Source organism: Natronorubrum halophilum (genome assembly GCF_003670115.1).
Classification (GTDB): domain Archaea; phylum Halobacteriota; class Halobacteria; order Halobacteriales; family Natrialbaceae; genus Natronorubrum; species Natronorubrum halophilum.
The window spans coordinates 252,141-265,371 of record NZ_QQTY01000003.1; the positions used below are offsets into that span (position 1 = coordinate 252,141).

12 protein-coding genes are annotated in these 13,231 nt (G+C 62.6%); 3 read left to right on the forward strand and 9 right to left on the reverse strand.

Features of this window, described 5'->3' with window-relative positions:
* Nucleotides 1–15: 15 nt before the first annotated feature.
* Nucleotides 16–2,493: a xanthine dehydrogenase family protein molybdopterin-binding subunit gene (locus DWB23_RS13320; RefSeq protein ID WP_121743321.1), complete on the reverse strand. Its 2,478-nt coding sequence runs from the start codon at nt 2,491–2,493 to the stop codon at nt 16–18.
* 3 nt (nt 2,494–2,496) lie between these two features.
* The gene (locus DWB23_RS13325; RefSeq protein WP_121743322.1) at nt 2,497–3,003 is read right to left on the reverse strand and encodes a (2Fe-2S)-binding protein; all 507 of its coding nucleotides are present in this window, start codon (nt 3,001–3,003) and stop codon (nt 2,497–2,499) included.
* Nucleotides 3,004–3,112: 109 nt separating this feature from the next.
* Here DWB23_RS13325 and DWB23_RS13330 point away from each other — a divergent pair, with 109 nt between their 5' ends.
* Together DWB23_RS13330 and DWB23_RS13335 are read left to right on the forward strand one after the other, a co-directional pair.
* On the forward strand, nt 3,113–4,543 hold the full coding sequence (locus tag DWB23_RS13330; protein WP_121743323.1) for a dihydroorotase: 1,431 nt from the start codon (nt 3,113–3,115) through the stop codon (nt 4,541–4,543).
* A gap of 2 nt (nt 4,544–4,545) precedes the next feature.
* Nucleotides 4,546–5,154, forward strand: coding sequence for a nucleotidyltransferase family protein (locus DWB23_RS13335; RefSeq protein WP_121743324.1), 609 nt, complete (start codon nt 4,546–4,548; stop codon nt 5,152–5,154).
* On the opposite strand, the gene DWB23_RS13340 is transcribed toward DWB23_RS13335, so the two are convergent.
* Nucleotides 5,124–6,269 (reverse strand): XdhC family protein, encoded by a 1,146-nt coding sequence (locus tag DWB23_RS13340; protein WP_121743325.1) that lies wholly within the window; start codon nt 6,267–6,269, stop codon nt 5,124–5,126. The two genes, DWB23_RS13335 and DWB23_RS13340, sit on opposite strands and share 31 nt — an antisense overlap.
* Before the next feature lie 261 nt (nt 6,270–6,530).
* Here DWB23_RS13340 and DWB23_RS13345 point away from each other — a divergent pair, with 261 nt between their 5' ends.
* Complete coding sequence (locus DWB23_RS13345; RefSeq protein WP_121743326.1) at nt 6,531–7,295, forward strand: IclR family transcriptional regulator; 765 nt, start codon at nt 6,531–6,533, stop codon at nt 7,293–7,295.
* 820 nt (nt 7,296–8,115) lie between these two features.
* Here the strand turns inward: DWB23_RS13345 and DWB23_RS13350 are convergent.
* The 6 genes from DWB23_RS13350 to DWB23_RS13375 all read right to left on the reverse strand — a co-directional run bounded on the left by DWB23_RS13350 (nt 8,116) and on the right by DWB23_RS13375 (nt 13,152).
* Complete coding sequence (locus DWB23_RS13350; protein ID WP_121743327.1) at nt 8,116–9,039, reverse strand: FAD-dependent oxidoreductase; 924 nt, start codon at nt 9,037–9,039, stop codon at nt 8,116–8,118.
* Entirely contained in the window at nt 9,036–10,175 is a 1,140-nt protein-coding gene (locus DWB23_RS13355) for an ABC transporter substrate-binding protein (protein ID WP_121743328.1), read from the reverse strand. Before DWB23_RS13355 ends, DWB23_RS13350 begins: the two co-directional genes overlap by 4 nt.
* Nucleotides 10,176–10,360: 185 nt before the next feature.
* Nucleotides 10,361–10,534, reverse strand: a complete 174-nt coding sequence (locus DWB23_RS23035; RefSeq protein WP_162989817.1) for a hypothetical protein — start codon at nt 10,532–10,534, stop codon at nt 10,361–10,363.
* Nucleotides 10,535–11,740 (reverse strand): ABC transporter substrate-binding protein, encoded by a 1,206-nt coding sequence (locus DWB23_RS13365; protein WP_121743330.1) that lies wholly within the window; start codon nt 11,738–11,740, stop codon nt 10,535–10,537.
* Nucleotides 11,733–12,923 carry an ABC transporter substrate-binding protein gene (locus DWB23_RS13370; protein ID WP_121743331.1) on the reverse strand — a complete coding sequence of 397 codons (1,191 nt, stop codon included), beginning with the start codon at nt 12,921–12,923 and terminating at the stop codon, nt 11,733–11,735. The genes DWB23_RS13365 and DWB23_RS13370 overlap by 8 nt, the downstream gene beginning before the upstream one ends.
* A 40-nt stretch (nt 12,924–12,963) precedes the next feature.
* Nucleotides 12,964–13,152 carry a hypothetical protein gene (locus DWB23_RS13375; protein ID WP_121743332.1) on the reverse strand — a complete coding sequence of 63 codons (189 nt, stop codon included), beginning with the start codon at nt 13,150–13,152 and terminating at the stop codon, nt 12,964–12,966.
* Nucleotides 13,153–13,231 lie beyond the last annotated feature (79 nt).

Below are 13,231 nucleotides of genomic sequence, written 5' to 3' on the forward strand. Positions count from 1 at the left end.
GATCGAGCGGACCGACTACTCGAGATCGCGAACGTTCGCCCGGATGTGATCCGGCGAGACGGGGATCCGATCCGCCGGCTCCTCGACGTCGAGCGGATCGAGCGCGGCGTTGATCGACGTGGCGATACTCGCGGGGGCGTCGATCATGCCGCCCTCACCGACGCCTTTCGCACCGGTTTCGGTGTACGGCGAGGGCGTCTCCGTGTGCTCCATCTGAATCTCCGGAACGTTCTCGATCGAGGGGAGCAGGTAATCGAACAGCGTGATCGCCTGCGGTTGACCGTCCTCCTCGTAGCCGAACTCCTCGAGGAGCGACGCGCCGATTCCCTGGGCGATGCCGCCGTGGGCCTGTCCTTCGACGATCATCGGGTTCAGCATCGTCCCGCAGTCACGGACCGTGTAGAACGTGAGAATGTCGACCTCCCCGGTTTCGATGTCGACCTCGACGATGGGTGCGTTCGCACCGAAGGCGGCCGTCGGGTACACCGGGAACTTCCGCGAGAACGCCTCGTCGAACTCCTCGAACTCCGTCGCGGGGTGGTCGTAGTTGTAGCTCACCTGGCTGAGTCGCTTCTCGCCGTCGGCGTCGATCGCCGCGAGATCCGCCAGCGAGAGCGAGTCGCCGGTATCGACCCGTTCGACGGTGCCGTTCCGGTAGATGACGTCGTCCTCGGAGACGTCCCAGCGGTCGGCTGCGACCGCCGTCGCGTTCGCGATGAACTGTTCCGCGAGACCGACGGTCGCCCCCGACAGCATGACCGCCATTCGCGACGCCGCGCTCCCGTACTCGGTCGGGGCGTCGATGCTGTCGAGATAGTCGACCTCGATGTCGCTGGGGAGAATCTCGAGTTCGTCGGCGAGCAGCTGGGAGACCAGCGTCTGGTGACCCTGCCCGGAGGAGTCCGTCGCGAGAAACGCCGTGACGGTCCCGTCCTGCTCGAGATTCGCGCGGAGGTGTTCGGGCAGTTCTTCGACCTCGTCGCGGTCCCGGTCCGCGAGCGATTCGCGGTCGCTTCGCTGCCGGTCGGTCCAGTCCGAGCCGCTGACGCCGGGCTCGATGATGACGCTCGACTGGACGCCGCGATACTTGCCCTCCTCGCGCTTCGCCTCGACGATCTCGGGATCGAGGAGGCCGCCGTCGCGCTCGTCGTCGATGATCTCCTGGATCCGATCGAGCGTCGCGGGATAGTCCCCGGAGTCGTAGATGTTCTTCGAGGGGAGGGTGTAGGGCATCTGCTCGGGCTGGATCAGGTTACGCCGGCGGAACTCCGTCGGATCCATCCCGATCTCGCGGGCCGCCTTGTCGACGACCATCTCGAGGGCGTAAATGTGCGGATCGACGCCGAAGCCGCGGTAGGCGGTCTGTGACGTCTTGTTGGTCAGGACGAGATCGTACTCGTACGTGACGTCGTCGATCGCGTAGGAGTTCGTGACGACCGAAAGCGGCTTGAGAACCTGATTGACGGGGTATCGCGGAAACGCGCCGAAGTCGTCGACGAACCAGACCTCGAGCCCGCGCATGGTGCCGTCGTCGTCGACGGCCATCCGCATCTCGTACTCCCGGTCCGAACAGTGCATGTCCCCGCCCTGCAGGTTCTCGATGCGGTCCTCCTCGAATTTCACGGGGCGCTCGAGTTTGTGACTCGCCATCGCGGCCAGACAGCAGTAGCGGTGGATCCCGATTTTCGTACCGTAGCTCCCGCCGACGTCCGCCGGCACGTTCACCCGAACGTCGTCTTCCTCGTAGCCCAGCGTCTCGTAGATCATGTTGTCGACGAGGGTGTGGAGCTGGATGTTACAGTCGATCTCGAACGAGTCCGTATCGCCGTCGTACTGGGCGACGACGCCCGCCGTCTCGAGCGGGACGCCGGAGATGCGCCCCCACGAGTACGTGCCGTCGACGACCGTGTCGGCGTCTTCGAATGCTCGCTCTGGATCGCCGAACTCGATGCGCTCGTGGTCGACGACGTTCGTCCCGACGTGTTCGTGGACGACGACGTCGTCCTCGCGGGCGGCCATTCCGTCGGCGACGGCCTCGACGGCGTTGTACTCGACGGTGACGAGATCCGCGACGTCTTCGGCCGCGTACCGGTTTGACGCGACGATGGCGACGACGGGTTCGCCGACGAACCGCGCTTTGTCGCCGGCGAGCGACCACTCGAACATCTCGTTGACGCCGTCTTCGGTCTCGACGCTATCGATGCCGGTCGGCATCGGATTGTAGTCGGCTTCGAGGTCCTCGGCGGTCAAGACGAGTTCGCAGTCTGGGTGGGCTTCGGCCTCGCTCGTGTCGATCGATTCGATCTCCGCGTGGGCGTGCATGCTGCGCACCAGCGCCATGTGAAGGCAGTTCTCCGGCGTGATGTCGTGGATGAACTCGGCTCGTCCGGTCAAAATCCGCCGATCCTCGACTCGCGGAAGCCCCTGGCCGGTGAACGATTCCGCGTCGGCGTCCGAATCGCCGTCGACGTCGGTCGCTTGCGATCTGGACATGGACTACTCCTCCATTTTTTCCGCGGCGCGTTCGACCGCCTCGTAGATGTTCTGGTAGCCGGTACACCGACAGATGTTGTCGGCCAGTCCGGTCTCGATCTCTTCTTTTGTCGGGTTGGGATTGTCCTCGAGCAGCTCTTTCGTCGCCATGACGAACCCGCTCGTACAGAAGCCACACTGGAGCGCGTGCGTCTCGTGGAACGCCTCCTGAATTGGATGGAGGGAGCCGTCCTCGTCGAGTCCTTCTACCGTCTCGATCTCGGCCCCGTCGGCCTGGACGGCGTACGAGAGACAGCTCTTGACCGCCCGTTCGTCCTGCCGGACGGTACACGCGCCACAGACGCCGTGTTCGCACCCGACGCGAACGCCGTTGAGATCGCATTCGTACCGAAGGAAATCGGAGAGTTTGAGTCGTGGTTCGACCGCCGCGGTTACTGGTTCGCCGTTTACGGTTACCGTGATCTCTTCGGTCACAGGGCCGTCTGGTCCGTCTGTGCTATCGGTGCTCATAGAGGATAGTTACTCTATCCCGTGACCGAGACATAAACGTTGTGCTGCTGCGGTGGCGCTCGACCGACTGATCGGGTACACTCAAGTAGGATGAGCTACGTGTAGACGTATGGTCGACGCAACCGGAGACCTTCGAGTGACTAACGCACGCGTCGTCACTCCGAACGGCACAATCAGCGGCGGAGTTGTAGCAAAAGACGGGATTATCGTCGGTGTCGGGGCCGAGTCGAACCTCCCCGAGGCGGATCGGGAAATCGACGCCGAGGGCAACTATCTCATCCCCGGATTCATCGACCCCCACGTTCACTGGGGGCTCTCGCGGTACGAGTTCGAGTACCACGACGGACTCGAGCACGACTTCGAAACCGAAACCCGCGGCGCAGTCCACGGCGGCGTGACGACCGTCGTCAACTTCCTGCTCCAGAAAGAGCCCTATGTGCCGGACATGGACTTCTTCAAGCGCGCGGGCGAGGAGAACTCCTACATCGACTTCGGCTACCACGCCATCGTCCACCAGGACCACCACGTCGAGGAGATCGAGGACCTCGCCGACGCCGGGATCCGCTCGTACAAGGTCTTCTTCAACTGGTACAAACACGCCTCGCCCGAACTCGGCATCGACCACTCCGACGCCGGTCGAACGTACCGCGTGCTCGACAAGGTATCGGACATCCCCGGCGGCGTCGTGATGTTTCACGCCGAGAACGAGGATCTGGCGATCGAACGCCGCAAAGAGCTCCAGGCCGAGGGTCGAAACGACCTCGAGGCGTGGTCCGAAGCCTCGCCGAACGTCGCCGAGGCGATGCAGATCGAACAGATCGGCCGACTCACGGAGTACACCGACTCGCGCGCGTACATCGTCCACATGAGCACCGGTGAGGGCGTCGACGTCTGCGAACGCTTCCAAAACAAGGGCGTGAACCTGCACGCCGAAACGCTCCCCGCCTTCCTCAGCCACACCTACGAACAGGACGACCTCGGTATCTGGGGGAAGATCTCGCCACCGCTTCGCGGCGAAGCGAGCAAGAAACGACTCTGGGAGGGCATTCGGACCGGCGTCGTCGACTACGTCGGCACCGACCACTGTCCGCACAAGATCGAGTTCAAAGAGAAGGATACGGGCAAACACGGCGATATCTGGGACGCGATTCCCGGCGACAACAACGGAATCGAGTACTTCCTCCCGGCCATGATGAGCGAGGGAGTCAACAAGAACCGCATCAGCATGGAACGACTCGTCGAGGTCTGTTCGACCAACAACGCCAAGCGCTGGGGACTGTACCCCCGCAAAGGAGCGATCGCGGAGGGCTCCGACGCCGACATGGTCATCGTCGACCTCGAGAAGAGTACGGTCGTCGACGACGACTTCTATCACACGATGGAGCCCCGCTACTCGACCTATCACGGCGAGGAGCTCACCGGGCTCCCGACCCACACCATCGTCGGCGGCGAGGTCGTCGTCGAAGACGGCGAGTTGCTCGCCGAACCGGGCGGCCGAGAGTACCTGCCGCGAGGCCCCGAAGGGGTCGCGCTCGAGTAACCGTGGTCGAACTCGTCGGCGTCGTGCTCGCGGCGGGTCGCGGAACCCGATTCGAGGGCGGGAACAAGCTGCTCGCGACGGTCGATGACGAACCGATCGTCGGCCGTTCCGCACGAGCGCTCGCCGGCGGCTCCCTCGATCGAACGATCGCGATCCTCGGTCACGATTCGGAGGCCGTCCGCGACGCGGTCGGGCCACACGTCGACGAGACGACGATCAACGACGAGTACGAACGCGGGCAGAGTCGGTCGGTTCGATCGGGTGCCCGCTACGCCCGAGAATTCGGTGCCGACGCGGCGCTCTTTCTACCGGGCGACATGCCGTGTGTCGATGCGGCGACGGTTCGACGACTCGCCGACGCGTACCGCGACGACAGCGCCGATATAGTGGTCCCGACGTACGAGGGTCACCGCGGCAACCCGGTGTTGTTCGACGCCGTTCACTTCGACGAACTGGCGTCGATATCCGGCGACGTTGGGGGTCGAGCGCTCTTTGACGCGGCGGACATTCGTCGCGTCCCGGTCGACGACCCCGGGATCCACCTCGACGTCGATACCGCGGCGGACCTCGAGAGCGTCCGTCAGTCGGACTGCGACGGCGGTCGGTCGTGAATCGGTCCCTGTTTGTTGCGGAGTCGTCCGCCGCGTTCGCCGTTACTCGCTGCGACGACCTCCGAGACGATACTCAGCGCGATTTCGGCGGGTTCGCCGCCGCCGAGGTCGAGTCCGACGGGAGACGCGATCCGCTCCCGATCGTCTTCGGCTAGTGTTACACCATCTCCCTCGAGTTCGCCTAGGAGTCGCTGGAATCGCTCACGAGGTCCCATCAGTCCGATAAAGGGCACCGGCGTGTCGAGCAACGTCTCGAGTGCGAGTCGGTCGTCGAGGAAGTTGTGAGACATGAGTACGACGGCGGTTCGCTCGTCGACCAGTTCGTCGAGATCGGTCGGATGGGTCGCGACGACGCGGTCGGCACGCGGAAACGCCGACTCGTCCGCCTGTGCCCCTCTGGCAGTCGCGACCGTCGTGTGGAGCCCGACGTCTCGAGCTAGGCGCGTCACCGGTCGAACGTCGGGCTGGCCGCCGAAAAGTACCAGCCGCGTTGCCGGGGTGATACCGTCGACGAAGACTTCGACGGTTCCGGCCGCAGTTTCGACGGCGTGGCTGCTCGAGCCGCCGTCTTCGATTCGCGCGTGCACGGCGGTCTCGATGGGCTCGAGAACGGGGTGCGGGATCGTCGCGCGGTCCGCGGACTCCGCCGTCGATCCGTCGGGCGATACGACCGTCCGCGCACCGGTGGGAACGGAATCGGTTCCGTCGACCGCGGTGACGAGGGCGCGAGACTCACCGCGGTGAAACGCCGCGACCGGCTCTCGCCACGTCTCGTCGACCGGTTCGACGAGGACGTCGACGATACCCTCACAGCCGAGGCCGAGCCCCCACCCGTCCTCGTCGCCGGTGAGGTCGAAGGTCACGACCCGCGGGACGTTCTCTGCGACGACCTCCCGGGCAACGCCCCGAAGGGGTCCCTCGAGACATCCCGCCGTGATCCCTCCGTACGCTGGTCCGTCTTCGCCGAGTACCATTTTCGCTCCGGGCCGTCGGTACGCGGAACCGTCGACGTTCACGACCGTCGCGACTGCCTGTCCACCGTCTCTCTCGATCGTCTCTTCGACCAACTCGAAGAGATCGAGGGTGGGTACGCCCCACGAGTCCGTGTCGCTCATACGTGGTGATCGGATGCGGATTGTATATTTGTTACCCCATCACATTCGACGTTCTATATCGTGGAACGCACCGCAGCTCAGTTCGGGTAAGTATATTCACCAATTCCCGTCACACAACCCTTCTATTTTGGATTCAGCGATTTTCGGCGTTGTTACTGGCCGTATTCGCATACTTGAACCGACACGACTCGCTAAGCGATATCCGGCACCCCGTTCCACGATGCTGAACACTTAATACCGTCCAGTCCGTACAGTGTGCTCATGACAGCACCCGAGAAAACCGGAATCCAGGCGGTCGAACGCGTGTTCACCATCGTGGAAGCCCTGAACGAGCTCGACGGCGCGGGCGTTTCCGAACTCTCGAGGCACGTCGACCTGCCCAAAAGCACCGTCCACAATCATCTGCAGACGCTCGAGTCGACGGAGTACATCGTCCGCCGGGATGGGGAGTATCGGACCGGCTTGAAGTTTCTGCAGACCGGGGAGATCGCTCGCAACCAGCACAAACTGTACCAGGTCGCGCGCTCGGAGGTGGATAAACTCGCCGAAAAGACCGGCGACATCTCGGGCTTGATGACCGAAGAGCACGGCCAGGGCGTCTTCATCTACCGGGGTCGGGGCCCGGAGGCCGCCCGGATCGATACGCATATCGGCGACCGAATTCCGCTTCACTGCACTGCGCTCGGAAAGGTCATCATGGCGTTTCTCCCCGACGACCGCGTCGAAGAAATTCTCGATACCCACGGCCTGCAAGAGCTCACCCGCAACACGATCACCGATCGCGACCGACTCTACGAGGAGCTCGAGGCGGCCCGGGAACGGAAAATTGCGTTCGACGATGAAGAGCGCCTGAACGGGTTACGAAGCGTCGCCGCCCCCGTTCTCGACAGCTCGAGCACGGTGATCGGCGCCATCAGCGTTGCCGGGCCGACTCACCGAATGCAAGGCGAACGCTTCCGAACAGAACTCCCCGATCAGGCGCTCGGCGTGGCGAACATTATCGAACTCAACATCCAGCATTCCTAACCGTTCTACATCGTGGGACGATTTTGAAAGCTGTCGTGCCGAGCACGCTCGTCGATCAGGATCGACTCCTCTAACTTTACACTGGTACTCCTGTAATAACTGTTGTCGACAGCAGTCGCCGAATGCTGTTCCACGCGAACCCACGATGGCCGATCTCACTCAAAACTCGGTAGCGAATACACCGCTCGCTTTCGAAGAACCGTATCCTATGCGGTGGTTCGATCACGTTGAAGTCGATTTCATCCGCTACCGTTTCCTCGAATGCGGCCGTCTCGAAGGCGGGAGCAGTGGATCCGTTTGATCGGGGGATGTCAGTCACCGCTACACTACACCGGCCGCCACTACGTACGTCTCTTCGCCGGTTCGATTGCGATGAGGTTCTGTGATCGCATCGACTCTTCTACTGAAGAATAGGTCCCTCTTGAGAAAATTTCACCTATTGTAACTAATTCACCTGATGTAGGTGGCTCAGCTATTGCTCTGAAACGAACCGCAAGCCATCCGTCGCTGACCGAACGATATCCGACCTCAGATATCGATTCCAAATACTGTTAAGCGGTTAGTAACATCTGGTATCACTCCCGTCGTGAAAAGAACGATGATGATGCTTTCGTGGACGAACAAATTTTCCGCCACCTTCGAACGTCGCGTCCCACACCGGTGAACAAACGGCTACAGCCATTCCCGTTCTCTCTCGACGGCTCGAATTTCGATAGGACACTGGAACGCTGTTTCATATGTGTATAAGGTGGTGAGAAACTGAAACCCTTTATTCTCAAACGTATCATCGCCTTCCTGTGCCTTCGCGGTCGGCGTGATACTACTCCCCGCCGGTTTTCCCGGTCGCTTCGATTTCACGCGCCGCTTCGAGGATCAGGTCGTCGTCGACGTGTTCGAGGAGCCGTTTGTGACCGCGCTCGATCCGCCGTTCGATCTCGTCGTCGGAGAGATACGTCGCGAACCTGCGGTCGATTTCCCGCTCGCGCATCGCTTCGAGTCGCGCCTCCTCGAGGTCGTGATCGTCGGGAAGTTGGTCGTCGAAATACTCCCGCCACCGGCTTCGCTCGCTCCACTCCCCGTTGAGTTCCGCTTCCCGGCGCATCCAGTCGTAGTGGTTCGCCATGGGTTCGGGATAGCCCTGTGCCCGTCGAACGTCCTCGACGACGGTGATCCCGACCCGTGCGCCGTGTCCGGCAGCCATGCTCGCCTGATAGCCGGTGTCCCCGTACGGCGACGCGATGAACAGATCGTCGACCGGTGTCGTCCCGTCGCTCTCGGCGTACCCCTTATCGAAGTGCTCGTGTTCCTCGCCGTCGTGTTCGTGCGTCTCGAACATCGCCTCCTCGTCGTCGAGGCCGCGCATGTACTCGCCGTCGTAGCGCGTGGCCGCGATCACTCGACGAGCGGTGACCGGTTCTCCCTCTTGTAGGCTGACGACGAACCCCTCGCCGTCGGCGCGCTCGAGCGATTCGACGAGGTCGGGAACGATCTCACAGCCCGCCGTCTCGGCATGATCGTGCATCAGTCCGTACAGCGTCTCGATGTCGATCCCCGCGGGGAAGCCGAGGTAGTTCTCGAGGTAGGCACATCGCTGAATCGAGGAGCGCCCGCGGTCGAAGATAACCGTCTCCAGGCCGTGCCGGGCGGTGAAGAGCCCTGCCGAGCAGCCGGCGGGACCGCCGCCGACTACAACGACGTCGTGATCGAACGCTGCCTCAGTTTGGGTCGTGTCGCGAGTACTCATTGTTGAAATGCTCCGTTGACGATGTCCGCAACGCGCTGGCGGTCGAATAGCTGTTCGCCTCCGAACTCGTCGGGATACAGTCCACGAGCCGCCCGCTCGAGTTGGAAGAGGTGGATGATCGGTCCCTGGTAGGTCACGCCGCCGTAGATGACGCGGTCGTTTTGAACCGCCCGAAGCTCGCTCGCGACGTTGTGGTTCTGGAGGTGTGAGACGATCTCGGCGTCGAAGTACTCCGGCGTGATCTCGCCTTGAATCCTGATCGCGATGGCGTCCGGATCGATCTCCAACAGCGTTTCGTAGTCGATCGTTCCACCGCCGGCCTGCGTATCGACGATCTCGTTCCGGGCGAGGCTATCCTCGACGTTCAGGTCGTTCCAGTGTTTGGACTGCGTCCCGGAGCCGATCAGGTACGGGTAGAACGATTCCGGCGGGATCCCCTCCGGGTAGAGAACCGCGATGGTCGGCGTTTCGTTCGGAACGCGCTCTCGTACGTCCGCGAGCACCTCGTCGTGATACTCCGCGAACGCCTCGTAGCGAGCCTGCTCTTGGAACACCTGCGCGACCTTCTCGAAGGCTTCGTACAGCGTATAGTCGGCGTAGTCGTGCCAGTCGTAAACGCGCGAGAAGATCGTATTCCCGACGAACGGAGCGACGAGGTCTCGGATCTCGTCGACGTCGGCCTGCTCCCACTGGAGGCGGTTCACCATGAAGTTCGGATCGATGAGGTGAACGTCGGCCTCGAGTTCGTAGAAGATCTCTTTGCCGGTGCCGTCCTGGTAGAGTTCGGTGAGTTCGCTTCCGTCGACGGAGACGCCGGGGAGTTCCTCGTACAGGTGCGAGGCGAACCGGGCGCGGACGCCGATGGCCGAGAGTCCGTTGACCTGCCCGAGCGCAACGCCCATGTCCGCGTAATCACCCGTGTACGGGAACCACGTTTCGGGAATCTCGTCGAACTCGACGGTGCCGACGGGCTCCATCGTCACCGAGTACGATCCGTCCGTTTCGCTCGGCGACATTCCCTCCTCCGAACTATCCGCACACCCGGCGAGTAGTCCGCCGCCGACCACAGCGCCGCCGTACTTCAGCGTGTCTCTGCGCGTCGGTGCCCCTGTCGTGTTTTCGGTACCATCTTTCATGGATCGTTCTCTCCGTTGTCGCTGTCCACAGCCTGCTGGCGGTCGACTAGCTGTTCGTTCTCAAGGAGGCCCCCGCCTCCCCTGCACTCCCTTCGAGGCCCCGAATCGCGCGCGAACGGGCTCGAGACGGAGCCGAGGCGTCTCCCGTGCGTCGTGTCGGTAGTGGTGTCGATCATGGGTTGTCGTTAGCGTCTCACCGCCACCGGATGGTCGGCGGCGATGAACGGCTCGTCGTCCCCGTCGGCGAACGCCAGCCCGCCACACTCGCTGCGACGGACTCGCCAGGACGGCAGGTCGGGGATGTCGTACTCTTCCGGCTCGCGGAAGGCTCCCGCGATCGCCCACTCTCGAGCGCGCATTTACCGATCACCCGCGATGATCTCCGCAATCTCCTGACGATCGAACAGCTGTTCGTCCGCGGAAATCTCCGGATACGGCTCCCCGTGGACGTAGCCGGGCCATTCCCCGAAGACGTCGGGATACAGCTGTTTGGCGGTCGCCTCCAACTGGAACAGGTTCATGATCGGTCCCTGAACCGGGTTGCCCGACGGATAGATCCGGTCGTTCTCGACGGCGCTCAACTGCTCGCCGACGGGGTGTTCCGAAATCGTCTCGCGGATCGCACCGACGTCGTAGTAGGACGCGATCCCGTACTGGTGGAGGATAACGTCGGGATCGATCTCGAGCATCATCTCGTAATCGTAGGACGTCTCGTAGGTCACGTCGTCGGCTGCGAACGCATCGACCACGCCGAGCGGACGGACGTGGGCGTTGCTGAATCCCGGCGTAGTGCTCTGCGAGGGGAAAAACGTCTCCTCCATGAAGATGACGGTTCCGACCGTCGGTCGTTCGGTTTCCGGCGGAAGATCCGCTTGGATCGTCTCGACCATCTCCTCGCGTATCGCGTGGAGTTCCTCGTACCGCGATCGTGCCTGAAACACCGTCGCGACCTTCTCGGCGATTTCCCAGAGCGTGTAGTACTGGTAGTCGTCCCGGCAGTCCTCGGGTGGTTGACCGTGCGATCGGCTGTAGTTATTTCCGAACCACGGGCCGATATTCGTCCGGATCTCCTCGATATCGAACTGTTCCCAGCCGTCGAACGACAGCACGAGACAGGGATCGACCAGGTGGAGGTCGGAGTCCAGTTCGTAGAACAGTTCCCCGTCGATGTTGACGCCTCCCGATCCCGTGTTGAGCTGAGCCAACCCGTCCCGGTCGAACGAAACGCCGTCGAGACGCTCGTAGTACGCGTCCAGCGTGTTGCCACCCGCTTCGGCGTCGAAGCCGAGCGAGTTAACGGCGTCCCCGTGTCCGTACGCGACCGCCATATCGGCGTACAACAAGCTGTACACCATCACGTTCTGTGGAACGCTCGAGAACTCCACTTCTCCCGCGGGAGCCATCGTCACCGAATAGGTGCCATCGTCGGACTGTCCAGCCGACTCCTCGCTCCGTCCGGTCAGATCCGAACAGCCTGCAAGTCCGGAACCGACCGTCAGCGCACCTCCGTACTGGAGTATCTCTCTGCGCGTCGGTCCGCCTGTCGGCGCGTCGCTGTCACTCATCGAGATCCCCGTTGATGATGTCCGCAACTCGCCCGCGGTCGAACAGCTGTTCGTCCGCGGGGATTTCGGGGTACGGGCCGTCGGTGTACGTGGGCCACTCGCCGAACACGTCGGGATAGAGCTGTTTCGCCGTCATCTCGAGTTGGAACAGGTTCAGAATCGGCCCCTGGTAGCGCGCCCCCTGCGCGTAGATCCGACCGTTTTCGACCGCGGAAATCCGTTGGCCAATGGAGTGATCCCGAAACGCGTCCCGTATTCCCGGCATATCCGTTTCCGGGTGCATCCCACCCGGCGCAAATATAACCTCGGGGTCGGCTTCTAGCATCCCTTCCATGTCGATCGTATCGCCGGAGGAAATGTCGTCGCCCAGCGCACCGATCGGCTCGAGCGGGCGCACGTGTGCCGTCAGAATCCCTGGCGTGTCCAGCGTGTAGACGTACATGCTCTCGATGTCGCTCATCCCCGCCATGACCGCGGTCGGGCGCTCCCCTTCCGGGGGGAGATCCTCCTCGATCGTTTCCAACAGGTTCGCGTGTACATCCGCAAGCGCTTCGTACCGCTCTTCCTCGCGGAACACCGCTGCCACCGTCTCGAACATTTCCCAGAGGGTGTAATACTCGTAGCGGTCGGCCCAATCAGCCGGCGGTTCGCCGTGTCTGTCGCTGAATTGGTTCCCGAACCACGGTGAGATGTTCTCTTCTACTTCCTCGATGTCGGTCATGCTCCAACTGTCGAGGGCGTTCACGCTCGCCGGATCGGCCAGGTGGATATCGCTGTCGAGATCGTAGAGCGTTTCCTTGTCCGGGTCCCAGGAGGAGTACAACCCCGACCAGTCCAGCGTGACGCCGGGCAGTCGTTCGGTGAACTGGTTCCACAGTTCATCGTAGTAGTCGGGCGCGTGCATCGCGTTGACGTCGTTCCCGCGTCCGAGTGCGAACGCCATCCCGGCCAGGTGAGTCAGCCGCGTGAATATGCTCTCCGGCGGCGAGTCGAACGCGACGTCTCCCACGGGGGCCATCGTCACCGAGTACGATTCGTCGTCTTCCCCCTCCGTCGATCCCGGGTCGTCCTGTCCGACCAAGTCCGAACAGCCCGCCAGCAGTCCGCCGCCGACGGCCGTACTGCCGTACGCTACGAACTCCCGCCGCGTCGATTCCCCGCATGCCGGTTCGTTTCTCCCCATGATTTTAGGCTCGCCTAAAGAATCATAACCGCTTCGATTTTTAGGCCAACCAAAACAATTCGATTCGACCGTCGACTCGCTCGAGGGCGACCGGGTCGGTGGGTTCCGGGATCGTTTCAGGGCAGTCCAGGAGGGCGAAGACACGCTCGGCGGAGGCGCACCCGCTGGTAGTTGTTGAGCACTCGTCTAACAGGGTCTCGTCCGCCTCCGTGGGCCTGTTGTTACTCACTCAGCCACCTCTGACGTGCGGTATTGGACCTCCGACGGACGCTACTGGGTCTCGATTTCGATGGTGCACCGTGCGACCC